The 25,515-nt window shown below is 74.8% G+C and carries 18 protein-coding genes and 1 pseudogene; 12 read left to right on the forward strand and 7 right to left on the reverse strand.

Features of this window, described 5'->3' with window-relative positions; genetic code table 11:
* Positions 1–18 precede the first annotated feature (18 nt).
* A pseudogene (locus ACZ3OF_RS14410) lies at positions 19–1,370 on the reverse strand (ATP-binding protein).
* 337 nt (positions 1,371–1,707) lie between these two features.
* On the opposite strand from ACZ3OF_RS14410, the gene ACZ3OF_RS14415 reads away from it, so the two are divergent.
* On the forward strand, positions 1,708–2,406 hold the full coding sequence (locus tag ACZ3OF_RS14415) for a DUF6338 family protein (RefSeq protein ID WP_361672927.1): 699 nt from the start codon (positions 1,708–1,710) through the stop codon (positions 2,404–2,406).
* On the forward strand, positions 2,381–2,563 hold the full coding sequence (locus ACZ3OF_RS14420; protein WP_361672924.1) for a hypothetical protein: 183 nt from the start codon (positions 2,381–2,383) through the stop codon (positions 2,561–2,563). Before ACZ3OF_RS14415 ends, ACZ3OF_RS14420 begins: the two co-directional genes overlap by 26 nt.
* 43 nt (positions 2,564–2,606) lie before the next feature.
* On the opposite strand, the gene ACZ3OF_RS14425 is transcribed toward ACZ3OF_RS14420, so the two are convergent.
* On the reverse strand, positions 2,607–7,601 hold the full coding sequence (locus tag ACZ3OF_RS14425; protein ID WP_467304753.1) for a CHAT domain-containing protein: 4,995 nt from the start codon (positions 7,599–7,601) through the stop codon (positions 2,607–2,609).
* Between the two features lie 181 nt (positions 7,602–7,782).
* Between ACZ3OF_RS14425 and ACZ3OF_RS14430 the strand changes: the two genes are divergently transcribed.
* The 3 genes from ACZ3OF_RS14430 to ACZ3OF_RS14440 are packed head-to-tail and all read left to right on the forward strand — an operon-like array spanning position 7,783 to position 10,048.
* Positions 7,783–8,418 (forward strand): metal ABC transporter ATP-binding protein, encoded by a 636-nt coding sequence (locus tag ACZ3OF_RS14430; RefSeq protein WP_467304755.1) that lies wholly within the window; start codon positions 7,783–7,785, stop codon positions 8,416–8,418.
* Positions 8,415–9,278, forward strand: coding sequence for a metal ABC transporter permease (locus tag ACZ3OF_RS14435; protein WP_361672917.1), 864 nt, complete (start codon positions 8,415–8,417; stop codon positions 9,276–9,278). Before ACZ3OF_RS14430 ends, ACZ3OF_RS14435 begins: the two co-directional genes overlap by 4 nt.
* The gene (locus ACZ3OF_RS14440; protein ID WP_467304756.1) at positions 9,236–10,048 is read left to right on the forward strand and encodes a metal ABC transporter solute-binding protein, Zn/Mn family; all 813 of its coding nucleotides are present in this window, start codon (positions 9,236–9,238) and stop codon (positions 10,046–10,048) included. The genes ACZ3OF_RS14435 and ACZ3OF_RS14440 overlap by 43 nt, the downstream gene beginning before the upstream one ends.
* A gap of 55 nt (positions 10,049–10,103) precedes the next feature.
* On the opposite strand, the gene ACZ3OF_RS14445 is transcribed toward ACZ3OF_RS14440, so the two are convergent.
* The gene (locus ACZ3OF_RS14445; protein ID WP_467304758.1) at positions 10,104–12,095 is read right to left on the reverse strand and encodes a class I adenylate-forming enzyme family protein; all 1,992 of its coding nucleotides are present in this window, start codon (positions 12,093–12,095) and stop codon (positions 10,104–10,106) included.
* A complete protein-coding gene (locus tag ACZ3OF_RS14450; protein ID WP_467304760.1) occupies positions 12,092–13,903 on the reverse strand; it encodes a CoA transferase in 1,812 nt (603 codons plus the stop codon). The genes ACZ3OF_RS14445 and ACZ3OF_RS14450 overlap by 4 nt, the downstream gene beginning before the upstream one ends.
* Positions 13,904–14,063: 160 nt before the next feature.
* On the opposite strand from ACZ3OF_RS14450, the gene ACZ3OF_RS14455 reads away from it, so the two are divergent.
* Positions 14,064–15,233: an acyl-CoA dehydrogenase family protein gene (locus tag ACZ3OF_RS14455; RefSeq protein ID WP_361672908.1), complete on the forward strand. Its 1,170-nt coding sequence runs from the start codon at positions 14,064–14,066 to the stop codon at positions 15,231–15,233.
* On the opposite strand, the gene ACZ3OF_RS14460 is transcribed toward ACZ3OF_RS14455, so the two are convergent.
* Together ACZ3OF_RS14460 and ACZ3OF_RS14465 are read right to left on the reverse strand one after the other, a co-directional pair.
* Positions 15,220–16,530, reverse strand: coding sequence for a sugar ABC transporter permease (locus tag ACZ3OF_RS14460; protein ID WP_467304763.1), 1,311 nt, complete (start codon positions 16,528–16,530; stop codon positions 15,220–15,222). The genes ACZ3OF_RS14455 and ACZ3OF_RS14460 overlap by 14 nt on opposite strands.
* Positions 16,527–17,729 carry an MFS transporter gene (locus ACZ3OF_RS14465; protein ID WP_467304765.1) on the reverse strand — a complete coding sequence of 401 codons (1,203 nt, stop codon included), beginning with the start codon at positions 17,727–17,729 and terminating at the stop codon, positions 16,527–16,529. Before ACZ3OF_RS14465 ends, ACZ3OF_RS14460 begins: the two co-directional genes overlap by 4 nt.
* Before the next feature lie 144 nt (positions 17,730–17,873).
* Here ACZ3OF_RS14465 and ACZ3OF_RS14470 point away from each other — a divergent pair, with 144 nt between their 5' ends.
* Both ACZ3OF_RS14470 and ACZ3OF_RS14475 read left to right on the forward strand, forming a co-directional pair.
* Complete coding sequence (locus tag ACZ3OF_RS14470) at positions 17,874–18,524, forward strand: hypothetical protein (RefSeq protein WP_361672902.1); 651 nt, start codon at positions 17,874–17,876, stop codon at positions 18,522–18,524.
* 147 nt (positions 18,525–18,671) lie between these two features.
* Entirely contained in the window at positions 18,672–19,346 is a 675-nt protein-coding gene (locus tag ACZ3OF_RS14475; protein WP_361672900.1) for a sigma-70 family RNA polymerase sigma factor, read from the forward strand.
* Positions 19,347–19,462: 116 nt separating this feature from the next.
* Here ACZ3OF_RS14475 and ACZ3OF_RS14480 read toward each other — a convergent pair whose 3' ends face one another.
* Complete coding sequence (locus ACZ3OF_RS14480) at positions 19,463–20,158, reverse strand: TetR/AcrR family transcriptional regulator (protein ID WP_361672898.1); 696 nt, start codon at positions 20,156–20,158, stop codon at positions 19,463–19,465.
* A gap of 99 nt (positions 20,159–20,257) precedes the next feature.
* Here ACZ3OF_RS14480 and ACZ3OF_RS14485 point away from each other — a divergent pair, with 99 nt between their 5' ends.
* The 4 genes from ACZ3OF_RS14485 (at position 20,258) to ACZ3OF_RS14500 (ending at position 25,513) form a co-directional block, all read left to right on the forward strand.
* Complete coding sequence (locus ACZ3OF_RS14485; RefSeq protein ID WP_467304768.1) at positions 20,258–21,892, forward strand: amidohydrolase; 1,635 nt, start codon at positions 20,258–20,260, stop codon at positions 21,890–21,892.
* A gap of 161 nt (positions 21,893–22,053) precedes the next feature.
* On the forward strand, positions 22,054–23,688 hold the full coding sequence (locus tag ACZ3OF_RS14490; RefSeq protein ID WP_361672894.1) for an ABC transporter substrate-binding protein: 1,635 nt from the start codon (positions 22,054–22,056) through the stop codon (positions 23,686–23,688).
* Positions 23,685–24,638 carry an ABC transporter permease gene (locus ACZ3OF_RS14495; RefSeq protein WP_467304770.1) on the forward strand — a complete coding sequence of 318 codons (954 nt, stop codon included), beginning with the start codon at positions 23,685–23,687 and terminating at the stop codon, positions 24,636–24,638. Before ACZ3OF_RS14490 ends, ACZ3OF_RS14495 begins: the two co-directional genes overlap by 4 nt.
* Positions 24,635–25,513: an ABC transporter permease gene (locus ACZ3OF_RS14500; protein ID WP_361672889.1), complete on the forward strand. Its 879-nt coding sequence runs from the start codon at positions 24,635–24,637 to the stop codon at positions 25,511–25,513. Before ACZ3OF_RS14495 ends, ACZ3OF_RS14500 begins: the two co-directional genes overlap by 4 nt.
* Positions 25,514–25,515: the final 2 nt, after the last annotated feature.

The following is a 25,515-nucleotide window of genomic DNA, read 5'->3' on the forward strand; positions in this document are numbered from 1 at the left end:
GCCCGGCGCGGTCGGCCGTCATGTGCGCTCCGCGCCCTCACCCGTCAGCAGCGCCAGCGCGTCCTGTCGCGGGAGGGTCGCACCGAGGTCGTAGGCCTCCGTGTACGCGGTCTCGCCGAGCGTCGCCGTCAGCTCGGCGGTCAGCCTCCGCAGGTCCGGGGCACCGAGGGTGAAGTCGGGGCGGACACCGACGGCCCGGTCGACGAAGAGCCGTACGGCGGCCGAGTCGCCGGCCTCGGCCGGTTCGGGGGAAGGGGCGGGGAGTTCGAGCGGGCAGAGCGCCTCGCCCGTGAGGGCGAGGGCCTCGCGGCTGGTGGCGAGGATCCTCAGCCGGGGCAACCGGTCCAGGAGTTCCTCGGCGAGCCCGGCGGCGGCCTCGACGACGTGTTCGCAGTTGTCGAGGACGAGGACGGCCTCGCCGCCGTCGAAGAGCTCGGCCAGTCGATCGACCGGCGTCGTCCGCGGGGACCGCGCGCCGTCGTAGATGCGTCCGTCCTTGGAGCTGAGCGCGCCGAGCACGGCGTCGGCCAGCTGATCCCCGGGACTCACACCGGCCAGCGGCGCGAACCAGACCCGGCCGCGCTCGTAGGCCCGGTGCCGGGCCGCGGCCTCCAGGGAGAGCCGGGTCTTGCCGGCGCCGCCGAAGCCGACGACGGTGACGAGCCGGAAGGAGGCCAGCAGATCGGCGACCCGGTCCAGTTCGCGGTCGCGGCCGACGAAGCTCGTCAGGCGGGCCGGGAGACGGCTCGGGGCCACGGCCTCGGAACGATGGGCCGGGGTTGTCAACTCGCCGCGGAGGAGCGCCATATGGACGTCCTGGAGCTCGGCGGAGGAGTCGACGCCCAGCTCCTCGCCGAGTCGCCCGCGCATCTCCTCGTACACGGCCAGCGCGTCGGACTGGCCGCCCGCCGCGGACAGGCCTTCATCCGCAGACCGGCCAGGCGCTCGCTCAACGGGCGTTCGGAACCGGCCGCTTCGAGGTCGGTGAGGACCTCGGCGTACCGCCCCAGACGCAGTTCGGCGTCGAAGCGGTCCTCGGCCGCGCCGGCCCGCACGTCGTCGAGACGGGTGGCGACGGTGCGGGCGAAGGGAGCGTCGAGGACGTCGGCGAGCGCCGGCCCCCGCCACAGTCCGAGGGCCGTGCCGAGCAGCGAGGCCGCTTCGTCGGCACGCGCCCGGCCGCCAGCTCGCGCCTGCCGCGCGCCGCCAACTCCTCGAAACGGTGGGCGTCCACGTCCTCGTCGCGTACCGACAGGCGGTATCCGCCGGCCACCGACTCCAGCGTGGCGATGCCCCGCAGGGCCTTGCGCAGCCGGGACACCAACGCCTGGAGTGCGTTGCCCGCCTCGGCCGGGGTGTCGGCCCCCCACAGTCCGTCGACGAGTGTGTCCACGAGGACGGGCCGCCCGCCCTCCAGCGCGAGCCTGGCCAGCAGCATGCGCAGCCGGACTCCTCCGATGTCGACCGGCGACGCGTCATCGGTCATGGCCTCGACCGGACCGAGCAGGACGATCTTCACGACGGCAGCCTCCCCCAGGCGCAGCGAACCGCGCCATCCTGTCGATCATGCGTTCCCGGGCACCCCTCGTTCCCGCGCCCCTCCGCCCCGGCCGGGGCCCCTGGCCCGGATTGACGTGTCGCCGGGCGGATCACCGACGTACGGTGTGAGCCGGGGACTTCGTGACGCGGGGGACGGGAGAGGGAGCGATGGTTCCGGGGACGGTGCAGCAGCTGACGATCCTGCTGATCCTGGTGCTGCCCGGGGTCTTCTACCAGGCCGTACGGGAGCATCTGCGCGGGGCCGTCGCGGCCGAACAGGAGCCGCAGAACCGGATCGTGCGGGCCATCGCGGCGGGCGCGCTGCTCGACGCCGTGTACGCGGTGGCCGCGGGCCCCTGGCTGGTGCGGCTGCTCTCGGGGGAGGGCCAGGGGCCGGTCGCCGGGGTGCTCGCGCGTCCCCGGGAGGCGGGCCTCGCGGCGCTCCTTCTGGTGGTCGTGGTGCCGTCGGGGATCGCCTGGGCGGAGGCGGTACGGGACCGGCGTCGACGGCGGGCGCGGTACGAGCCGACGCCCACGGCCTGGGACGCGCTGTTCCGCGACCGCGGGTCCTGTTTCGTCCGCGCCCGGCTCAAGAACGGTCTGTGGGTGGGTGGTTGGCTGGGCTCCCGGTCGGCGGTCTCGGCCTATCCGCAGCCGGGTGACGTCTATCTCCAGTCCCAGTACCGGATGGCGCCCGACGGCCGGTTCCTCGGGAAGGTCCCCGACACCGGCGGGGTCTATCTGCGGGCCGCCGACATCGACGTACTGGAAGTGCTGCTGCGGCCGTCGGCTCCGCCGGTCCCGCCCGCGCAGCGGCAGCAGCAGGAGGAAGGAGCAGGGGATGACGCAGCATCACAGCGAGTCTGACGAACGAGAGTTGGAGGCGCTGATCGCCGAGTACTCGGAGGCGCGCCGGACGTACCGGCCGGTCGACGACGCGGCGGAGCCGGACGACGTGCCGCAGGCTCCCTCGGGCACGGCGATGGACACGACGATGGGCGACGGGGTGACGGCACAGGACTGACGTTCCGTCGTTCCCCGTCAGGGCCAGGCCTCGGCCCGCCCCGTCAGGGACCGGTGTGGATGTGCGCGGCCCACAGGTGCGGGGCGCGGGCGAGGCGCCGGCGCAGTTCGCGGACCGGGCGGTGCAGCGCCGTCGCCGGATCGATCGGGCGGCCCTGTCCGAGGTCGTCCTTGAGCGCCGTGTACAACTCCTCCGTCAGCCTGGTCGCCACCTTGTCCGCGACGGGCCACAGCGTGCCGATCACATGCGCATACCCGGCCAGTTGGAACGAGGCGGACAGCTGTACGGACTCGTCGGGGAGCGTGAAGCCGCCCTGGGAGGTCGAGCAGGCCGACAGGACGGCGAGTACCGCCTCGCGGGGACGCTGCTCGGCGGCGTCGCGAGCGGTGAGCCGTCCGTCGTGGAGGATCAGACCGCTCTCGGACGGCCTGTCCGGCTCGCTGACCCCGTGGCAGCTGAAGTGGACCCACGGGTGGGCGGGCAGTGCCTGGCGGACCGCCTCGACGGTGGCGTCCGGGCCCGCGAGCTCGACGTGGGCCGGGAACAGTCCGCGCAGCAGCTCGGCCTCCTGGGACGCACCGGGCAGGGACGGTGCGCCGGGGGTGTCGGCGAGGGTGACGATCAGCGGCGAGGGCAGGCCCCCGGCGGCGCTCGCGGGCGCGTGCCGGGCGCGGTCCAGGGCGCGCAGCGTCGGGGTGTACGAGGAGACGACCCGGTCCATGACGCTCTCACCGGCGCCGGAGCCGGACCGGGATCCGGAGTCGGGGCGGCCCGCCGCGTGGAGGGGCAGCAGCGCCAGCCATCCGGTGGGGCACCACCACAGCCGGGTCCACGACGCGTCGTCGCGCGGGGCGGTGCGCAGGCCGAGACGGGCGAGGACCGGTTCCGCGACGGCGGTCCACAGCCATTCCAGGATCTCCGACAGCGTCCCCATCGCGGTGAAGGCCTGCCGGGCCCCCTGGTCTCCGTACGCGTGGTCGACGGCCGTGAGGAACTCCGTGGCCCGTTCGAGGACGTCGACCGGCGTGAGCGCGGGCAGCGGGACGACCTCGATGCCCCGGTCGGCGGTGACGAGGAGCGCGTCGGAGCGGTACTGGCTGACGTTGACCACGACGACCGGTCCCCCGGACGCGGCGCCGAGCAGCTCGGTCACGGGCGGCGCGGTCAGGAAGCCCTCGAGGCCGGGGAGTCGGCGGATCCGGTCGAGGAGGTCGTCCCAGGTGCGGGCGAGGGCGTGCCGTGACTCGGCGAGCAGCCCGGCCGCGTGCCCGGCGCCCGTGGGGTCGGCCGGTCCGAGGTCGGTGGGCGACGCCCGGCGGGGCGGCCCGGCGCTCAGGGAGTCCCGGACCCGTTCGAACTCGGCGGCCAGGGCGGGGTCGGCCGCACGCAGCCGGGTGAGGTCGCCGCGCGACTCCACGCCCTGGGCGAGGAGCACCCCACGCCCCTGTTCGAGAAGCGTGAGCGCCTTCTCCGGGTCGCCCAGCCGCAGCGCGAGCGCGGCGGCGTCGGAGGCGAGGCCCGTGCCGGCGAGCAGCCGGTCCTCCTGGTCGGCGCGTTCGAGACCGCGCGGGGCGAGGCGGGGCAGCAGGCCGACGGCGTACGTGTACCCGGCGAGGGCCTCGGTGTCCTGACCGACGGCCGCCGCTGCCTCGCCCCAGGTACGTGCGGCGAGCAGGCGCTTGGCCAGGGAGGCGACGGGGCTCCGGGCGGCCAGCCGGGCGAGGCGGACGGCCTCGGCGAGGTCCGGCGGGTCGACGCTCCCGGGACCGGCTGTGACAGCACTTCCGGCCGGGCCCGGCCCGTGGGGCCGCCCGGCGGCGAGCCGGGCGCGGGCCAACTCGGTGCGGGCCAGGACCCATTGCACATGGGCCTCGTGCTGGTGGCCCTGGGGCAGGCGGTCGAGTGCCTCCCGGGCGGCGCTCGCCCCGCGGGCGAGCATGGGCTCGAGCGCGGGATCGGCGGGGTCCTCGGCCACTTCCGCGGTGATCATGCTCGTGCCGGCCAGGTTGATCAGGGCCACGGTCCTTCGCGGGTGGAGGTCGTCGAGGCCGGCGACGGCCTCCTCCAGGACGCGCCTCGCCTCCGCGAGCAGCTCCGGGTCCGTGGCGTCGCCCGGGCCGCCGAGGGCCGTGCGGTGGAGGAGGACGCCGAGGTTGACGCGGGCGATGTCCCTGCCGTGCCGCTCCCCGTGTTCGAGGGTGGTCGCCTCGCGCAGGAGCTCCGCCGCCTCGTCTGCGGCGGTCCTGTCGTGCGTGGCCTCGTACCGGATCCGCAGCGCCTCGGCGAGGTTGGAGAGGTGGGCGGCGCGCTCGAAGGAGTTCGGCGGGCTCTGCCGGACCGCGCGCCGCAGGACGTCCACGCCCTCGTCGAGCCATCTGCGGTCGCCGGTGAGGCGGGAGCGTCGGACGAGCCCGAAGCCCAGGTTCGAGAGGACGCCCGCGCGTCCCCTGTGGTCGGCGGGGACGGCGGCCGCGGCTTCCCGCAGCACGCCGATCGCGGTGCCCATGAGCGTGTCGTCGGCGGTGTCGGCGGCCCGGCCGCACAGGGCCGTGCCGTAGCTGGTGAGGAGGGCGTGGCGCTCGCCGGGATCGTGCGGGCTCGCGAGCGCCGCGCGGTAGTGCTCCAGGGCCTCGTCACGCAGGTCTTCGTCGTAGGTGCGCTGGTGGAGTTCGGCGAGGACGTTGGCGAGGCCGGACCGGGCGCGCGACGTCGAGGTGTGCCGGGTGCCGCTTCCGTACGTGTCGGTGCGGGGAACGCCGGGCTCCTCCGCCACGGCGACGGCCTGGCGGTGCCAGTGGACGGCCTCTTCGAGCGGGGCGCCGTCGCCGGTGAAGCGGGAGAGGGAGCGCAGGGCGGCGCCCAGTCGGGAGCAGTTCTCGCCCCTGCCGGGCGTGGTGGGCCCCGAGGTCCGTACCGCCTCGCGCAGCACCTCGACGGCCTCCCGGACGAGGCCGACGTCCGAGCGGATCTGGCCGAGGTCCTCCAGCGCGTCGCCCAGGTTGCCGAGGCGGTGTGCGCGGTAGTGGTCGCCCGGTGCGGTCGCGGCGACGGCGTCCCGGTGTGCGCGCACGCCCTCGGCCAGCAGCGCCTCGTCGGCGGTCAGAGCGCCGAGGCCCACCAGGGCGACGCCGAGGTTCGAGCAGCTCACCGCCCTGTCGTGCCCGCCGGTGCCCGGCACGGCCGCCACGGCCAGGCGCAGGACGCGTACGGACTCGGTGTGTCCGTCGGGATCCCGTGTCGCGGTGGCGCGCTCCAGGTGGACGCAGCCGAGGTCGGACAGATACTCCGAGCGCCGCGGATCATCCTCGCCCAGCAGGCCGAGGGCCCGGTGGATCAGGGCGATGCCCTCGCTCCGCTTCTCCTCGGCGCGCGGGTCCGGGGTGCCGTCCGGCGCGGGCCGGCCGGTGGAGCGCCAGGCGAGCGCGTGCCCGAGGGCGTACGCCACTCCCGCCGTGTCACCGTCCGTCGCCTCCGTGAGGGCGAGGCACTCCCGGTACGTCCGCTCGGCCTCCGCCGCGGCGGCCTCGGCGGTCTCTCCCGCGCCGTCCCCCAACGCGTTCAGGGTCCTGGCCAGTTCGAGCAGGACGCGGGCGCGCTCGGCCGAGTGCGGCGGGGCGGCCGCCGCGAGTCGGCGCAGCAGGGCGAGCGGTTCGGCGAGCGCGTCGGACGCGCCGCCGAGGGCGTGGGCGTGGATGCGCAGCAGGGCGGCGAGTTCCAAGGCCCGCCCCATGTGGTGCCGGTCGTCGGCCCCGGTGGCGTCCAGCGCGCTCCGGGCGTGTCCGATCGCGGCCTCCAGGTCGGCGAGGACGCCGGTCTCGACGTACCGGGAGCGCAGGACCTCGGCCAGGACGTACTGGGCGTGGGTGTGGGCCGGGTGGCCGGGCGGGGCCGTGGTCAGCGCGTCGCGGGCGGCGCTGTGCGCGTCGTCGAGGGCGGAGTGGTTCCGGGTGCCGGCCGTACGGCCGTTGAGGGCGTGGGCGAGGTTGGCGAGGTAGAGGGAGCTCTCGACGGGGTTGTCCGCCACGGCGGCGGCGCGCCGGCAGGTGGCGATGCCCTCCTCGTGGAGCGCGGTGCGGTCCTGCCCGACGGGGGTGTCCCCGGGTGCCATCGAGAGGGTGACGAGCGCCATCCCGAGATCGTTGAGGTGCGCGGCGGGCGGCGGCCGGTCCGGGCTCGCGGCGGTGGAGCGGCGCAGGGCGTCGACGGCTTCGGGGAGGAGAGCGGGGTCGTGGAGCTGTGCCGCGGCGGTGAGGAGCGCGGTGCCGAGCAGGGCGAGGTGCAGGGCGTGGTGCGGATCGCCCGGCCGGCTTCCGCGCACGGTCCGGCGCAGCACGTCGACGCTCTCGCGCGCGACGGCCGGATCCGCCGCGGCCTCCGCGGCATGCTTGAGGACGAGTCCCAGGTTGCCTTCTCTGCGGGCCTGTTCGACGCGCTCTCCGGGTGCGGCGGCCACGGCGGCGCGGCTGTGGTGGACGGCTTCGGCGAGGATGTCGGGTCCGCCGCCGTCCCGGAATCCGTACAGCATCGTCAGGCCGAGGTCGGACAGGCAGGTGCCCTGTTCGGCGCTGCCGTCGGGGAACCCGGCGACGGCGTGGCGCAGCAGGGCGGCCGCGGCGGGCAGCGGGCCCGGGTGGCGGCGCAGGGTGTAGAGGGCGAGGATTCCGGCGCCCGTCTGGTAGGCGTCGCCGGGGTCGGCGGCGGCTCCCGCGGGCTCGCCCGCGAGGAGCGCAAGCACCGGGCTGAGGACGGGCGGTACATGAGCGGGTGAGACGCGGTGGACGTCGAGGAAGCAGAGGACCGCGGAGCCGAGGGCCGCCATGTCCGCCGCCTCGCCCGCGACATGACGGCACCAGTCGTAGTACCCGATCGCGTTGACGGCGACGAGCAGGACGTTCCCGTCCGGCAGGGTCCCGGCCCGGCGTATGTCGTCGGCGGCCGCGGCGGCCTCGTCGGTCAGGAACCAGCGCAGCGCGTCGGGGTCGTGGTCGACCCGTAGGACGCGGTCCATCATCCGCTGAGCCGTCTCTTCGACGTCCATCTCCGGTCGCCACTCCCCCGTCGGCGTTCTCTCCCCTGTGGGGCCAACGTAGCCCAGGGGAAGGGGGGTTCCTGGGGCGGGCTCTGAGTTCCCCGGAACCCGCGGGCGGACGCCGGGAACCGGACGGCCCCGCCGTCCGACTACCCGGGCGGACTCCACAGGGACCACGGGAAGGCAGGGGATGGGCGGGCTTGACGTACACATGCGGGGGGTCGCCTGCCGTCATGGCCGGGTCGAGGCGGTGGCGGGCGTGGACCTGGAGATCGCGGCGGGTGAACGGGTCGCGCTGACCGGCACCAACGGGTCGGGGAAGTCCACCCTGTTGCGGGCGGTCCTGGGGCTGCACCGGCAGGTCAGCGGCTCGATCCGGGTGGGCGGGCGCGGCGCCGCGGCGCCGGCGGAGTGGGCCTGGCGGCGCAGGGCCTGCGCGTGGATCCCGCAGAAGCCCGCGGCCGGCCGGTTCCCGCTGCTCGCCGAGGAGTTGCTGACCAGCGGCGGCGCGGCGGCGGAGGCCGTCGAGGCGGCCAGCCGGCTGGGGGTCGCGCAGTTGCGGCAGCGGCCTCTGCACACCCTCTCCGGTGGCCAGTTGCAGCGGATGTACCTCGCGCGGGCGATGGGCTGTGTGGCCGCGGGCGCGCAGGTGCTGCTCGCGGACGAGCCCACCGCCGCCCTCGACTTCGAGGGCCAGGACGAGGCCGCCGACGCGCTGACGTCCCTGCCGGTCACGCTGATCGTGGTGACCCATGACCGGGCGCTCGCCGAACGGTGCGACCGGGTCCTGGAGATGGCCGCCGGACGGCTGCGGGAGGTCCGGTGAACCTCGCCGCCGATGTGGGCGAACTCCTTCAGCTGCTTCCGGTGCAGCGCGCCGGCTTCGCGCTGCTGCTCGCCGCCGTCGGGCTGCCGGTGGTGGGGGTGGTGATCGTCGGGCTCGACATCATGCCGGTGCGTTTCGCGATGATGCACGTGGCGCTGCTCGGTATCGCCGTCGGCCTGCTGACCGGTCTGGACCCGATGGTGTGCGCGCTGGTCGCGTGCGCCCTCGCGGGCGCCGGGGTCGCGCCCCTGGCCCGAACGCCCGACGGTCTCTCCGGGGCGATGGGGCTCCTGATGAGTCTGGCCATCGCCGCCGCACTGCTGGTCCTGGCGGTGTCGGGCGTCAACGCATCGGGGGCGTTCGCCCTGCTGTGGGGCTCGATCCTGTCCGTGGGGACCGCCGACCTCGTCGTGCTCGGGCTGCTCGCCGTCCTCGTGCCGGGCCTGTTCCGGTGGAAGCGGCGCGACATCGCCCTGCTCCTGTACGACCGCGAGCTGGCCCAGTGCTCCGGTGTGCCGGTACGCGCGCTGACGCTCGTCCTGCTCGTCCTGGTCGCGGTGGCGGTCGCCGGGGCGATCAAACTGACCGGCGCCCTGCTCGTCGACGCCCTCACGCTCCTGCCCGCGCTGGCGGCCCGTCGGCTCGGCACCTCCCTGAAGTCCATCACGCTCTGGGCGGTCGCCCTCGGCATCACCGTCAACCTGACCGGTTTCCTCATCGCCCTCTCACTGGACTGGCCACCCGGACCGGTCCTCGTCCTGACGGCGGGGGCGGTCGTCCTCGCCGTCCATCTCGTCCCCGAACGGAGAATCAGCTCATGGCGCGCACCCGCCTCCGCATCCCTTCCCTCCTCGCACTGAGCGCGCCCCTGGCCCTGGTCCTGGTGACCGGCTGCGGCGGTGACACGGGCTCCTCCGACGACGGTGCCCGCCCGCGCGACGGCAAGCCGGTCGTGGTCGTCACCACCACCTGGGAGGGAGCCTTCGCCAAGGCGGCGGGCGCCGAGGACGTCACGGTCATCGTGCCCTCGTCCACGCACCACGCCCCCGACTACGATCCCAAGCCCTCCGACCTCGCCGCCGTGGCGAAGGCCGACTTCGTGCTGTACGCGCCGTTCGAGCCGTACGCGGCGAAGATCAAGGAGGCGGCGGGCTCCTCGGCCGAGCTGGTCGAGGTGAACCTCGACAACGACGCCGACAAGGTCGGCGCCGAAGTCGCCCGGCTGGGCGAGCTGTTCGGCACCGAGGACGCCGCGGCGACATGGAAGTCCGGCTTCGACACGGAGTACGCCAAGCTGTCCCAGGAGCTGAAGGGCGCCTGGCCGGAGGGGAAGAGCCCGAACGTCGTGTCGCAGGTCTTCACCGCCTGGGCGGCGAAGCTGGCGGGCGCCACGACGGTGGGTACGTACGGGCCCGAGGCCGTCACTCCCGCCCAGCTCGCGGACCTCTCCAAGAAGAAGCCGGCCCTGGTCCTCGACAACGCGCACATGTCGACGGGCACGGTGCTGCCGGACTCCGGCGCCCGGCAGGTGAAGATCGTCAACTATCCGGGGGACGACCTGGACCTGCTGGCCGTCCACCGGGGTGCGGCCGCCGAGTTGAAGAAGGCGATGGGCGCGGCCACCCCCTGACCGGGACGTCGCCGATCGGTGGGGGCGGTCCGCCCGGACCGCCCCCACCGTCGCGTCATCCCTCGTGTCGTCCGCCGTCGCTCTCGGCCTGTGCAGCGGGCGGGGGCTGCGGGGCGAACCGGGCGCGCAGCGCCGCCCGGTCGGGCTTGCCCGCGGGGGTCAGCGGGAGCGCCGCGAGGGTCAGCAGACGCTCGGGATGCTTGCAGGAATGGAGGCCCTGCCCCGTCAGGTGCTCGCCCAGGGACGCGAGCGTGACGGGCTCGTCGGTGCGGGGCACCACGCACGCCGCCAGCCGCTCCCCCATCAGCTCGTCCGGCACACCGACACAGACGACGTCGCGGACCCCGGGGTGCGAGGCGAGGGCGCGCTCCACCTCGGCGGGGCTGATGTTGGAGCCTCCGCGGATCACGATGTCCTTGAGGCGCCCGACCACGTGGAGGACGCCGTCCGGGTCGAGGAGGCCGAGGTCCCCGGTGCGGACCCAGCCGTCGGCGGTGCGGTAGCGGGCGTCGAGTTCGGGAGCGCCGACGTAGCAGAGCGGGGTCATCGGGCCACGGGCGACGATCTCCCCGATGCCGCCCTCCGGGAGCGGCTCGTGGGTCTCGGTGTCGACGACGCGGATCTCGGCCACACGGGGGTCGGGCCGGCCGGCGACGACCCCTGTTCCGTCTCCGTCGGTGGGCGGGGTGCGGTTCTCCAGGCCCGTGTGGCAGTTGACGCCGTCCGCGGAGCCGTACAGGTTGACGACCGCGCAGCCGAACGCCGCCGCCGCGTCGGCCGCCGTCGTCTCGTCGAGCGGCGCGCCGCCCAGGACGAGCGCGGTGGGCGCGGGCGGCTTCTCGCCGGTCGCGTCGAGACGGTCGAGCATCATGCGGACCATGGTCGGTACGCCGAGGATGTGGGTCGGTTCGTGCTCCCGGATCGCCGCGAGGGCCGACTCGGGGGTGAATCCGTCCAGCAGGACGAGCGAGCCGCCGTGCCGGGCCAGGGTGACGGCCGTGCCGTTGGAGCCGAACGCGGAGGCGAGCGGCACCAGGAAGAGGCAGCGCGGCGGGGTGCCGTCGGGCATGAGGGAGCCGAGGAAGTTCCCGCGCCCGCCCGCGAGGGCGTTGTGCGAGTACGCGATCATCTTCGGCTCCGCCTCGGAGCCGGACGAGACGAGGATGCGGGCCGCGCTCTCGGGGTCGGGGCGGGCCGGCACGAAGCCGGCCGGGTCGGAGCGCAGCAACTGGGAGAAGGCGACGGTTCCTTCGGGGGCGGGGCCGGGGCCGGTGGCGACGACGTGCCGCAGGGCGGGGAGCCGGGGGGCCAGGGCGTGCAGTTCGGCGGCGGGGTGCGTGTCGCGGTGGGCGGTCGCGGCGATGACGGCGACCGCACCGGCGCGGCGGAGCAGGGACTCGGCCTCCCGGGCGCCCCGGCCGGCCGGGAACGGGAGCGCCACGGCGCCGAGAGCGGCGAGAGCCAGGTCGGCGATGACGGCGTTGCGGTTGTCGGGGAGCTGGACACCGACCACGTCACCCTCGCGTATGCCGAGGTCACGAAGGCCGGTGGCGAGACATCGGACCTTGCGGTCGAGGGCGGTGTAACAGAGCTTCCCCTTGGCATCCAGGACGGCCGTGCGGTGCAGATCGGCGATCTGGCGGGCCCGGAAGAGGCTGTAGAGGTCGAGGTCGGGACAGGTGCCGTCCACCACCCAGGAGCGGCGTAGCGACGCGGGCACCAGATCCCGGAATCGGGTCGGGTGGTGGGGGGTGCTGGGCGGGTCGGCCGGGGCGGCAGACCCCGGGACGGTGCTCCTGTGGGTGGGCGTGTTCCGAGTCCTGACCGGGGTGTCGGCTGCCGTCGTGGGCTGCGGGGCTGCTGTCACCGGCAGCGAGGCGGTCGGGGTGGGGTGCGAGGTGGCCGTCGAGGGTTGCGAGGCGGTCGGAGTGGGGTGCGAGGTGGCCGTCGAGGGCTGCGAGGCGGTCGGCGTGGGCCGCGGGGCTGCTGTCGTGGGGTGCGGGGCTGCTGTCGTGGGCCGGGAGGCGGTCGTGGTGTCGGCGGTCATGCGAGGCTCCAGGGGTCGGGGACTGCGGGGGCGCCGTGCGCGTCCCGGCTGATCGAGCCGGCGAAGCGCGGATCGTGGTGCAGGGCGGTCAGATCGGTCGTGACCGCGGTCGCGGGTATGCCGTGGCCGCGCAGTTGACGGACGGCGTCCTCGGTGGACAGCTCACGCAGGTCGTACGCGGCCGCGGCGGCGGCGTACGCGTCACCCGGGGCGAGCCAGCCGTCGGCCGTGGGAAGCGGACGGCGGAAGCCGGCCGGGCGGCGCGGGTCCTCGCCCCGGGCGGCGCGCCGCAGCGCCGGGGCGGTCAGTGTGTCGGCCGCGCCGAGCAGGGAGGAGTCCACGCGGACGCCGTGACCGGTGCGTTCGCGCAGCAGGAGCCCGGCGAGCACCGCCTCGGCGCCGAGGAGTCCGCCGAGGACGTCGAGGAGCGTCATCAGGGAGGGCGCGGGACCTTCGCCGTGGGGGCGGACGGCCTCGCCGACACCCGTACGGGCCTGGACCATGAAGTCCGTACCCATGGGGGCGTCGGCCAGGCGGCCGGACCAGCCGCTGGTGTAGGCGTGCACGAGCGCCGGGTTGGCGGCGGCGAAGTCCGCGGCTTCCAGGCCGAGTTCGGCCGCCTTGCCGGGGGCCCAGTTGTGCAGGAAGACATCGGCCTCGGCCGCCATCGACCGCAGCCGGCGCCGGTCGGCCGCCGACTTGATGTCGATCTCGACCGCCCGCTTGCCCCGGTTGAGGGCGAGCCAGCGGGCGGAGACACCCGAGCAGGCGGGCGGCATGCCGCGCAGCGGGTCGCCGCCCGGTGGCTCGATCCGGACCACCTCGGCTCCCAGCAGGCCGAGGAGGTGGGCGGCGAGCGGGGCCTGGATCCGACGACCGGCCTCCAGGACGGTCAGACCGGCCAGGGGGCGTACGGCAGTGGGCGCGGGCCCGGCGGGCACCGGGATGCCGGGGCGCAGCAGGCCGAACTCCCAGGGGGCCGCGCCGTCGTGTTCCGCGGCGCGCTCGGCCAGGGTGCGCAGGGCGCAGACCTCGGCCCCGGAGAGGGCGGCGGCCTGCCGGACGCGATCCCAGCCGTGGGCGCGCGTCGCGTCGTGGAGCCCCTGCGGGAAGGGCGCGCAGGCGGTGGCGTAGCGGAACTGGAAGGGCCGCCAGCCCGCTCGTATCGCGTCGGCGGGGGCGTCGAGGGCGCGCCAGAACGCCGCCCAGGACCCCGGATCGAGGGTCTCCAGCTCGAAGACGACACCTTCGGCCGAGGTGAACGGGGGCCCTCCGGGCGCGAGTTCGGCCGCCTCGCCCTCGTCGGCCCCGGCGGCGGCGAGGTACTGGGAGACGGCGAGGAGCCCGGCCCGGTCGGCGGAGGTGCCCACGCGGACGGGCGCCGTGCCGCCACGGGCCTGCGCCAGCAGGGCGGCGAGCACGCCCTGCACGGTGAGGACGCCGGTGGCGGCGGCGGTCCAGTCGGCAGCGAGGCCTCGCGGTACGCCGTCGCGGCGGCCGTGGACGGCCATGACGCCGGTGGCGGCCTGGACGGTGGCCTCGTCGACGATGCCGCCGTCGTCGCCGCCATCGACCGCACCGCCCGCGCCGGCCCAGGACATGGCCGCCGTGACGGGTGCGAAGCCCGTGTCGCCCCCGCTCAGCTCCAGCTCACCGGAACGCTGTTCACCGGGCGCACACGATGTGGTGGCGCCGAGCAGCCTCAGATGCCGGTCGACGACTTCGGTGATCTCCGGCGGTCCGGAGGCCTCGAACCGAAGTGTGTCGAGCGGCCGCCGGACCCTCTGCGTGGTGACGGATGACGCCATGCCTCTCCTCTCCTGGCGCGGTGAGTGCCCTGCGCCCGGCGGTTGTTGGTGAGCGGGAACCCGAAGGCCCTCGCTCCCGACCAGTTCCACGCATGAGTCAGTCGGACAGCAGTTCCCACGGGTTCCCGGTGAATCGGTCCCGGCCAACTGGAGGAGAGACGTGCCTGACACAGCGGTGCCGGAGCGAGTGGCCGATTTCGTACGGACCCGGGTCGTGCCGCGCGAGCCGGTCCTCGACGCAGGAGGGCCACCCGCGACCGCCGCGCTGCGCGAACTGCGGGACGACGCGGTGGGCCGGGGCCTGTGGGCGCTGCCGCTGCCCGCCGAACTGGGCGGTGGGGGGCTCGGACTGGCGGAGTACGCCGCGTACGCGGAGGTGGAGGGTGCGAGCGACCACGGTCCCGCCGCGCTGGGTTCGGCTTCTCTGCTCGACGTACGGATGCTGGCGCGGCACGCGAGCGTGGGGGTGAGGGACCGGTGGCTGAAGCCGGTCGTCGCCGGGGAGGCCCGGACCTGTTACGCCATGACCGAGTCCGATGTGCCCGGCACCGACCCGTTCCTGACCGCGACCCGGGCCCGGCGGGAGCCGGACGGGAGGTGGCGCGTGACGGGGCGGAAGTGGTTCACGTCGGGGGCCGCGGACGCCGACCTGGTGACCGTCCTGGCCCGTACGGACGGCGGGGACGGGGACCGGGACGGTCTGTCGCTGCTCCTCGTGCCCACGGACTCCCCCGGGTTCCGCGTCGTGCGTGAACTGCCCGTACTCGGGGCGGGCGGTCAGTGGGAGATCGAGCTGGACGGCGTCCTGGTGCCCGGGGACCATCTGGTCGGGGCGCGGGGGCGGGCCCTGGCCGTCGCGGGTGAACGGCTGCAGTGGGGTCGTACGTTGCGCTGTCTGCGCTGGCTGGGCCAGGCGCAGCGCGCCTTCGACCTCATGTGCGGGCGGGCGGTGTCGCGGTCAGGCTCCCGGGGGCCGCTCGCCGGTCACCAACTGGTGCAGCAGCACGTCTTCGAGGCGCTGCTCGCGCTGCGGACGACGCGTCCGCTGGTGCACGAGGCCGTGGCGCTGCTCGACGCGGGGCGGGACGCGCGCACGGAGGTCGGTCTCGCGAAGGTCGCGGCGGCGCGGATGCTCCAGCAGGTCGCGGACGCGGCGATCCAGGTGCACGGCGCGGCGGGCCTCGGCCCGGACACCGCGTTGCCCGCGCTGTTCCGCACGGGGCGCTCGGCCCGCGTCCTCGACGGGCCGGACGAGCTCCACATCACGGCTGTCGCACGGCGGGTGTTGCGGGGGTACGGGGGTGAGGGCGCGGCCGCTACACGGTGGTGAGGTCGACCGTCCCCCCTCGGCCGCCGTCGGCGAGGGCGGCGAGCCCGAGGGCCAGGAAGAAGTCGCCCCAGACGAGCTCGTGCCGTACGGCGGTGCCGCGTCGGACGTCGTAGCAGCCGTCGAGGAGCCGGCCGCGGGACATGTGCGCGGCGGTCAGCCGGGAGAGCACGGCGACGGCCCGCTCCGCGTGCCGCGCGGAGCGGGCGTCGGGCAGCCGGGCGAGCTTCAGCAGAGCGACGGCGGTGATCGCGGCGGCGGAGGTGTCGACGGGCCCGCCGGGCACCCCCTCGTCGGCAACCGGCACGAGCGGCTCGCCGTCCCTCGGCAGCAGGAACTCCAGGGCGGCGAGCAGCCGTTCGTCGGCGTGTCGGGGGCCGTCCGGGGCGGCCGCGCGGGGCGCGCCACGTGCGGCGGACCGGCGCTCCAGTGCGTCCGTACCGGCCCGGTCGGTGGCGGTCTCCGTGCTTTCCGCGTCTCCGCCGGTGTGCGTGCCGTGCGGTCCGCCGGCGGCTGCTAGGAGAGCGTCGGCCACCGCGAGGAGCAGCCAGGCGCGGCCGCGCGTCCAGCCGGGAGGTGGCTCCTCGTACGGGCGCCAGTCGTCGGTCTCGTCCTCCCGGCGCCACGCGGGCCGCAGCCCCGCGGCGCCCTGGACGCAGAGGTCGAGGTGGCTGCGCAGATGGGACGCGGCGGCGGTGGCCGACTCCGTGGCGAGCAGAGGGACCATGCCGGGGACGCCGTCGGCCCGGGCCAGGAGGCGGGGGCCGCCGAGCGCCGCCCCCCAGGGGACCAGCCCGAGTCGTGGATCGTACGCCTCCAGGCAGGCCCGGGCCGCCCGCGTCCGGAGGGCGCTCGCCCCCGGGTCCCGGTCGGCGAGCGCGGTGCCGTACCAGAGGATGAGCCCCCGGGTCGCGGTGTCGGCCTCCACCCACGCCGCGAGCCGGGCCGTGCACGCGGAGGCCGCCGCCCTGTCCCGCTCCTCGCCGGTGTGCCGGGCCCGCAGCCAGAGCAGGCCGGCCCAGAACCCACCGGTCCAGGATCCTCGCCCGCTCGTGGTCCAGCGGCCGGTGTCGGGGTCGGCGAACAGCGGGAAGCGGTCCCCGACTTCGTCGAGGGTCTCGCCGACCCGCCCCAGCACCTCGTCCAGCGCACCGCGGGCCCAGCCCGGAGCGGACGAGCCCGACGGGCCGTCGGCCGGCTTCCGTACGGACGAACTCAACGGGCCGCCCGTCGACTTCCGTACGGACGAGCCCGACGGTCCCCCGGGTGAGTCCGCCGGCGACGGGCCGCCGGGGTTCACGGCGTCGCTCCTCGTCGCGCCCCGTGGTCTCGGCTCGCCCAGAGCAGGGACACCACGCAGGCCGCGCCGAACTCCGCGGCCACCAGGAGCCAGCCTGTCGCGTAGCGGCCCGATTCGGCCAGGAGGCCGAAGAGCGGGGGGCCGACGGCGAAGCCGGTGAAGAAGCCCGCCGCCACGAGTGCCGAGTCCTGGCCCGCACGGCCGGGCGCGGCCCGTTGGAGCACGAGGACCATCGAGACCGCGTTGCCCGAAACGGCGAAGACACCGACCGCCGCGGCGGCCACCCACGCCAGCGGCTCCACGGCCGGCGCCGCCGCGAGCAGCAGCGCCGCGCCGACCGCTCCGGCGGCCAGCAGACCCGGGAGCCACTCGGCGCGCCCGGGTCGGGCCGCCCGCGACCAGCCGACACGCCCGATGATCCCCGCCACGCCCAGAACGGCCACGAGCGCACCGGCGGCCGTCGGCCCGAGGCCCAGCTCCCGCGTGCCGAACAGAGCCAGGTACGTGTTCACGGAGGCGATCCCGCAGCCCAGGAAGAGCGAGAACACGGCCAGCCAGGCGATCGGCCCGCGCGGCAGCACCGACGCGCGCCCGCCCGCGGCCGAGACGGGCGCCGAGGGCGGTGGCGGGTCGGCCGGGAGCGCGCGCCACGCCCACAGGCCGGTGAGCAGCGCCGTACCGGCGGCGGTCCACACGGCGCCGCGCCACCCCACTCCGCCCGCGAGGGCGGCCAGCGGCAGACCCGCCGCGAACGCGCCGAGTTGGACGCCCGACTGCTTCGTCCCGGTCACCGCGCCCCGGCCGTCCGGCGGCACGGTGGCCAGGACGGCCTTGTTGGTCGCCGGGTTGGCCAGCGCCTGGGGCAGTCCGCCGAGCGCGACCGCGCCGAGCAGCAGCCCCGCCCCCGGCGCCGCGCCGATCAGCGCGAGCGCCGCCGCGGAGATCAGGAGGAGCAGGACGAGCGACCGCCTTGGGCCGATCCGGTCCACGACCCGCCCGCCGGTCGGCGATAGCACGGCGGCCGTCCCGAAGCCGATCGTCGTGGTCAGACCGAGCACGGTGGGTGAGATGCCCAGTTCGTCGACCAGCCGTGGGCCGAGGGCGCCGAGCAGGAACAGCTGCAGCATCGAGAACGCCATCGCGCAGGTCAGCAGCGCGGTGAGCCGGCGCGCCGCCCACCCGTCCCCCTCCGTCTTCATGCGGCAGTGGTCGGCTCCAGGGGCGTCACAGTTCCGGGCACCGCCTGTGACGTGTGCCACAACTCCCTTGCTGAGTACGGGGTTGAGCCGATTCCGTACCTACCGATGCCGACCGACGGGGGGAGTGCGAGGATGACCCCCGCCATGATTTCGGGCCGATGGTGTCGAGGTGTGCGGGCCGCGCTGTTCGCGGCCGTCTGCGTGCTGCTCACAGCCACCGGCCACGTCCTCATGTCGGGCGCGCCCGTGCCCGGGTGGACGGCGGCCGTCGCGTTCGGGGCGACGGGCGGGGTGGCCTGGTGCCTCGCCGACCGGGAACGCGGCCTGCTGTCCGTCACCGCTGCCACCGTCGTCGTACAGGCGGCCCTGCACTCCCTCTTCTCCCTCGCCCAGTCCGCCGCCGCTCCCCCGGCATCCGGCGGGCCCGCCGCGACGCACCCGGCCGGCCACAGCGGCCACGCCGCCATGGGCCACGACCGGATGGCGCACGCCTCCGTGCCCGGGCACGACATGGGAGACATGTCGTCGACGGGCATGTTCGCCGCCCACCTCCTGGCCGCGCTGCTCTGCGGTCTCTGGCTCGCCCACGGCGAGCGGGCCGCCTTCCGCGTCCTGCGCGCCCTCGCGAGCCTGCTGCTGGCCCCGCTCCGGGCGCTTCTCCGTCTGCCCGCACCGCCGCACCGCCCCCGAGTCCGCTCCCGCCGGGGGCCTCGGGCGGCCCGTACGCTCCGCCGACTCCTCCTCGCGCACACTCTCGTCACCAGGGGTCCTCCCCGGGCTGTCGCTGTCCGCTGACAGCCCGGATTCCCGACGCTTCGTCGTGACGCCGTCGCGTCACCGTGTCGGGCACCGGCCGCGCGCCCACGCGCCCGGCCGTACGACTCACCGGCCGCGCCGATCACGCGCGCCGCCGGACCCCATTTTCGCGAAGGACCTCTGGCGATGACCCCTGCCCTGACCTCGCCGCGCCCCGCGCGGCACACCTCCTGTACCGACGAGGCGGTGACCCAGCTGGCGCTGGCCGCCCGGAGCGGCGACCCCCGGTCCGTGGACCGGTTGGTGCGGGCGACCCAGCGTGACGTCTGGCGGTACGTCGCCTTTCTCAGCGCCGACCCGCAGGCCGCCGACGATCTCACGCAGGAGACGTACCTCCGCGCGCTCGGCTCCCTCCACCGCTTCGAGGGCCGTTCCTCCGCGCGGACGTGGCTCCTCGCGATCGCGCGCCGCACGGTGATCGACAGCGTCCGGCACGCCGCCGCCCGGCCGAGACTCTCGGGCCGCGACGACTGGCAGACGGCGGCGGAACGTGCCCAGCCACGCGGTCTGCCGGGCTTCGAGGACGGGATCGCGCTCGCGGAACTCCTGGCGGAGATTCCGGCCGAGCGACGCGAGGCGTTCCTCCTCACGCAGCTGCTCGGGCTGCCGTACGCCGACGCCGCCGCCGCCATCGGGTGTCCGGTCGGAACGGTCCGTTCCCGCGTCGCCCGCGCCCGCGGCTCCCTGATCGCCCTGCTGAGGGAGGAGCCCACGGTGTCGACGACCGCGTCCACCCCGGAGCCCGGCTACGAGCCGCGTAAGGGCGTACGGGACGAGGAGGCGGCGACCCTGGTGGCCTGAGCCACGGAGGCGAGCGCCCGGCCGTGAGCAGCCCCCGACCGGGCGCTCACGGCCCGCCGGGCCCGCCACACCGCGGCCTCGCGCCCCCGGGGCCCGCAGGCGGGGCGCGGCCCCGGCTACGGCAGCCGGGCCGCCGCCGCGTCCAGCATCAGGTCCAGGGCGAAGGGATACCCGCTGTCGCGCATGTCGGCGGCGAGGAGCGGGAACGTCGCCGCGATGTTCGGATGGGTCTCCGGCGGCAGTTTCCCGTACGAGGCGCGCCACACCTCCTCGTCCGCCACGCGCGCCGGCTCCGGCAGGGCGAGCGCGGCGGCGTCCAGGGCCGCGAAGGCCAGGGCCTGGTCGACGAAGGCGTGGTAGAGCGGTACGGCCGTGGTGTCGGGGAAGCCGGCCCGGCGCAGGATCCCGAGGATCTTCTCCACCGCCGCCGTCTCGTGGGCGCGGCCGGTCGTCCGGTGGGCGGCGAGCAGCGCCACCTGCGGGTTGGCCAGATACACCGCGTGGATCCTCAGCCCCATGTCGCGCAGGTCCACCCGCCAGTCGCCGGTCGCCCGCCAGCCTTCCTGCGCGCGCCCGACGAATTCGTCGGCCAGGGCGAGCAGCAGGTCGTCGGTGTTGCGGAAATAGCGGTAGAGGGAGCTGGGGTCGGACCCGAGGGCGGCGCCGAGCCGCCGTACGGACAGGGCGTCCGCGCCGTGCTCGCCGACGAGCCGCAGCGCGGTCTCGATGATCAGCCGTTCCGAGAGGACGGCGCCCTGTTTGGTGGGCCTGCGGCGCCGCCGCAGGCCTTCCGGAACCACTCGCTCGACCATGCGGGCACCTTATGACAACACCATTGACGTGTAAACGGCTCGCCCAGTTCCATGTGCGTTCACCAGGCACCCCTCCTTCTCCTGTTCTGGAGCGTCCGCATGACCAAGGCCGATCTGGTCTTCACCCAGGGCCCCGTCCACACCGGCGATCCCGCCCGCACCCGGGCGAGCAGTCTCGCCGTCACCGGCGAGCGCATCACCGCCGTCGGTCATGACGAGATACGCGAGCTCATCGGGCCGGGCACCGAAGTCGTCGACCTGCGGGGGAAGTTGCTGCTCCCCGGCTTCCAGGACTCGCATGTCCACGCCGTCTTCGCCGGGACGGAAATGGCCGAGTGCGATCTGACCGGCACGGTCGGCGTCGAGGACTATCTGACCCGGATCCGGGAGTACGCCGAGGCGCACCCGGACCGCCCGTGGATCACCGGCGGCGGCTGGTCGATGGAGAGCTTCGAGGGCGGCGTGCCCACCCGGCAGCTGCTCGACTCGGTGGTCCCCGACCGGCCGGTGTATCTCGTCAACCGCGACCACCACGGCGCCTGGGCGAACACACGCGCCCTCGAACAGGCCGGGCTCACCCGGGAGACCCCCGACCCCGCCGACGGCCGGATCGAGCGCGAGCCGGACGGCACCCCGAGCGGCACCCTCCAGGAGGGCGCCACCGGCCTGGTCTCGCGGCTCGTCCCGCCGAGCACCGCCGCCGACCGGCTCGCCGGGCTGTTGCGCGCACAGAAGCTGCTGCACTCGCTCGGCATCACCGGCTGGCAGGACGCCATGCTCGGGGTGTACGGCGGCCACCCCGATCCCTCGGACGCCTACGTCACGGCCGCCCGCGCCGGGACGCTCACCGCCCGGGTCACCGGGGCGCTGTGGTGGGACCGCGAGCGGGGAGTGGAGCAGATCGACGAACTGGTCGTACGACGACGGGAGTTGACGTACGGGCGGTTCCGGGCCGGCTCGGTGAAGATCATGCAGGACGGTGTCGCCGAGAACTTCACGGCCGCGATGACGACTCCGTACCTCGACGGCTGCGGCTGCGCCACCGCCAACTCGGGGCTCAGCTTCGTCGACCCGGTCGCGCTGCGCTCGTACGTGACCCGGCTGGACGCCCTGGACTTCCAGGTGCACTTCCACGCGCTCGGCGACCGCGCGGTGCGGGAGGCCCTCGACGCCGTCGAGGCCGCGGTCGAGGCCAACGGCCGGCGCGGCAACCGGCACCATCTCGCCCATCTGCAGGTGGTCCACCCCGACGACCTGGACCGGTTCGCCCGCCTGGGGGCCATCGCCAACATCCAGCCGCTGTGGGCCGCGCACGAGCCGCAGATGGACGAGTTGACGATCCCCTTCCTCGGACCCGAACGAGCCTCCTGGCAGTACCCGTTCGGCTCCCTGCTACGCGCCGGGGCCACCCTCGCGGCGGGCAGCGACTGGCCCGTCTCCAGCCCCGACCCGATCGCGGGCATCCATGTCGCGGTGAACCGGAAGGAGCCGGGCACGGCCGACGATCGGGTCTTCCTGCCGGAGCAGCGCCTCGATGCGACGACCGCCGTCGCCGCGTACACCGCCGGTTCCGCGCATGTGAACGGGCTCGACGAGACCGGAACGCTGCGCCCGGGCATGCTCGCCGACCTGGCGGTCCTCGACCGCGACATCTTCACCGCGCCGCCGGAGGAGATCGCCGAGGCGCGGGTCCTGAGCACGTACGTCGGCGGCACACCGGTGCACACGGCCTGACGCCGCCCCGCCGCGGCCCGCGCGTCTCACCCCCCACGCGCCCCCAGGCCGCCCATCACCCCCACCCCCCACGCTGCCCCATCACAGCAGGCTCCACAGCCCGCACCACAGTTCGTCTCGTCCCCAGCGCCCGTCACTACGCCCGTAAGGGGTGGGTCTCCTTGCGCATCTCCAGAGCCACCGCACTACTCCTCTGTACCGCCGCCGTCGCGGCCACCACCGCCGGCTGCTCCGGCGCGACCGGATCCGGATCCGGCGGCGCCTCCGCCTACACCGTCACCCCCACCTCCCCCGCGGCGAAGGGCCCGATCGGGGCACTCACCTGGTCGCTGTACGCCGAGCCGTACACGCTCGACTACGCCCTCGCGTACGACTACCCGCCCAACACCGTGCTCGCCAACGTGTGCGAACAGCTGCTGCGGGTCACCCCCGACCTGAAGATCGAGCCCGGGCTGGCCGTGAAGTACGCCAACCCCGATCCGAAGACCTGGGTGTACACCCTGCGCTCCGGCGTGACGTTCCACGACGGCACGACCATGACCGCCGACGACGTGGTCGCCTCCCTCAAGCGCCACATGGACCCGGCGACCGGGTCGCCCTGGGGGTCGGCGTTCAGGAACGTCGCCTCGATCAGCAGCAGCGGTCCGCTGGAGGTGACGATCCGGCTCACGCAGCCCGACGTCCTGCTCAACGAGCTGATGGCGGCCTCCCCCGGCACCGTCGAGAGCGCCGCCTTCCTGGCGAAGGCCGGCAAGGACTACGGCGGCCCCAAGGGCAAGGTCAACTGCACCGGTCCGTACGCACTGGACGACTGGGCCCAGGGCGAGAGCGTCACGCTCAAGAAGTACCCGGCGTACTGGGACACGTCGCTGACGCCGAAGAACGACACGGTCACCTTCACGTTCGTGGAGGACCCGGCCGCGCGCACCAACGCCTTCCTGTCCGGCACGTCCGACGGCGGCTACATGGTGCCCGCCACCTCGCTCGCGCAGCTGCGCACCACCACCAAGGGGAAGCTGTACTTCGGCCCCAACACGGCGGCCGCCGACCTCTCCGTCCTCGACTTCACCGGGCCGCTCGGCGATCTGAAGGTCCGGCAGGCCCTCTCCATGGCCCTCGACCGGAAGAACATCGTCAAGGCGGCGGCCGGCGGTGTCGGCGTCCCGGCCAAGGCGCCAACCGCACGGGGCGCGTGGGCGCTCGTGCCGGAGAAGACCGACGCCTACTTCGACGCCCTGCCCGAGCCGGTGTACGACGTGGCCGCCGCGAAGAAGCTGGTCGAGGAGGCCGGAGCCACCGGGCGGAAGATCACGCTCGCGACGAGTTCGCTCGCGCCGGAGATCAGCGTCGTGGCCAACGCCGTCCAGGCGGCGGGGCGGCAGATCGGGCTCGACGTCCGGCTGAAGGCCGTCGCCCCGGAGGCGTACAGCAGCATCTTCGTCGACCCCGAGGCGCGCAAGGGCCTGGACCTGGTCATCACCAACGGGTACGACAACACGCCGGACCCGCTGGAGTTCTACCAGTACCTGCGCACCGGCCACGTCGGGAACTACGGCAGGTGGTCGAACGCCGCGTACGACGCCGCCTTCGACCGGGCGAACGCGGAGCCCGACCCGGCCCGCAGGGCGGATCTGACGGCCGAACTCCAGAAGATCGCCGTACGCGAGCTCCCGGTCATCCCGCTGTACGAAGCCCCCTACTCGGTCTTCCTGGGCAGCGGGGTCACCGGCGCGCCCACCGGGATCGCGCAGCTGTACTACCCGTGGGCCGCGACGATCGGGGCCGCACAGTCATGACGCGCTATCTGGCGGGCCGGCTCCTCGGCCTCGTGACGGTCCTGCTCGTCACGTCGGTCGTGGTCTTCGCCGCGGTGCATCTCGCCCCCGGCGACCCGGTGTCCTTCCTGCTCCACGGCCGCCCCGCGACGCCGGAGGCGATCGCGACGCTGCGCGCCCAGTACCACCTGGACGACCCTCTTCCGGTCCAGTACGCGAAGTGGCTGGGCGGGGTCCTGCACGGCGACTTCGGGCGCTCCGCGCAGTTCCACCAGGACGTCGGCCCGCTCATCGGCTCGCGCCTGCCGGGCACGGCCGTGCTCGTGGGGTACGCGGCGCTGCTCGTCGCCGTCCTCGGGGTGTCCGCCGGCGTCGTGGCGGCCCTGCGGCCCGGGGCGGTGGACCGGACGGTGCTGCTCGGCACGGGTGTGGCGACGGCGACCCCCTCGTTCGTCAGCGCCATCGCGCTCGTCTCGCTCTTCTCCGTCCAACTGGGCTGGTTCCCCGGGCCCGGTGGCACTCCGGAGGGCTTCACCGACCGGGTGTACCACCTGACGCTGCCGGCGTTCGCGCTGGCGATCACCTTCGCCGGGATGCTCGCCCGGGTCACCCGGTCGGCGATGCTCGACGAGATGGGGCGCGAGCACGTCGAGGTGGCACGGGCCCGTGGGGTGGCGGCCGGCTCCGTCGTCCGCCGTCATGTGCTCCGGAACGCCCTGGGCCCGATCGTGACCGTCGGCGGCACGATGCTCGCCGGTCTGCTGATCAGTACGTCGATCGTGGAGACCGCGTTCAACGTGTCCGGCATCGGTTCGCTGCTCGTGCAGTCGGTGACGGCCAAGGACTTCGCCGTCGTCCAGGCGATCACTCTGCTGAGCGTGACGGCGTTCGTCGTCGTCAATCTCGTCGTCGACCTGCTCGTTCCGATGGTCGACCCCCGGCTGTCCGTCCACGGGGAGGCGTCCCGATGACCACCACTCTCTCCCCCTCGTCCGGCGCGCTGCGCCGCCGCCCGGGACTGCGCGCCCTGCGCGTCCTCGGGCAGGGGCCGCTCTTCACGGCCGCCGTCGCCGTGCTGGCCGGGCTCGTCCTGGTCGCCGTGCTCGCGCCCGTGCTCGCGCCGTACGACCCCGAGGCGCTGGATCTGTCGGCGAGCCTGGTGGGCACCGGCGGCGACCATCTCCTCGGCACCGACCAGTCGGGCCGGGACATCCTGTCGCGGCTGCTGCACGGCGCGCGGACGGGGCTGCTCGGACCGCTGCTCGTGGTCGGCGTCTCGACACTCCTGGGCACGCTGCTGGGGCTCGTCGCCGCGTGGCGCGGCGGCTGGGCGGACGTGGTGCTGTCCCGGTCGATGGACCTGGCGTTCGCGATTCCCGGGCTGCTGTTCGCGATCCTCCTGGTGTCCGTCCTCGGCTCGGGCATGACGGCGCCGGTGATCGCCATGGCGGTGGCGTACACGCCGTACGTGGGGCGGCTCGTGCGGGGCATCGCCCGCCAGGAGAAAGCCCGGCCGTACATCGAGTCGTACCGCGTGCAGGGGTGGTCGGGCTGGACGATCTGTCTGCGGCATCTGCTGCCCAACATCGCCCCGACGGTGTTCGCGCAGTCCGCGATGAACTTCGGGTACGCCCTGATGGACCTCGCCGCGCTGTCGTTCCTCGGGTTCGGCGTGCAGCCGCCCACGGCCGACTGGGGCGCCATGATCAACGAAGGCCAGGCGGCCCTCCAGCAGGGGGCGATGCTGCCCGCGCTCGCGCCGTCGGTCTGTGTCGTCCTGGCCGTGGTGGCGTTCAGCATCGTCGGCGAGGGCCTCGCCGACCGGATCGCGAAGCGGGAGCGATGAAC

This window comes from Streptomyces sp. NPDC022552 (assembly GCF_055561875.1).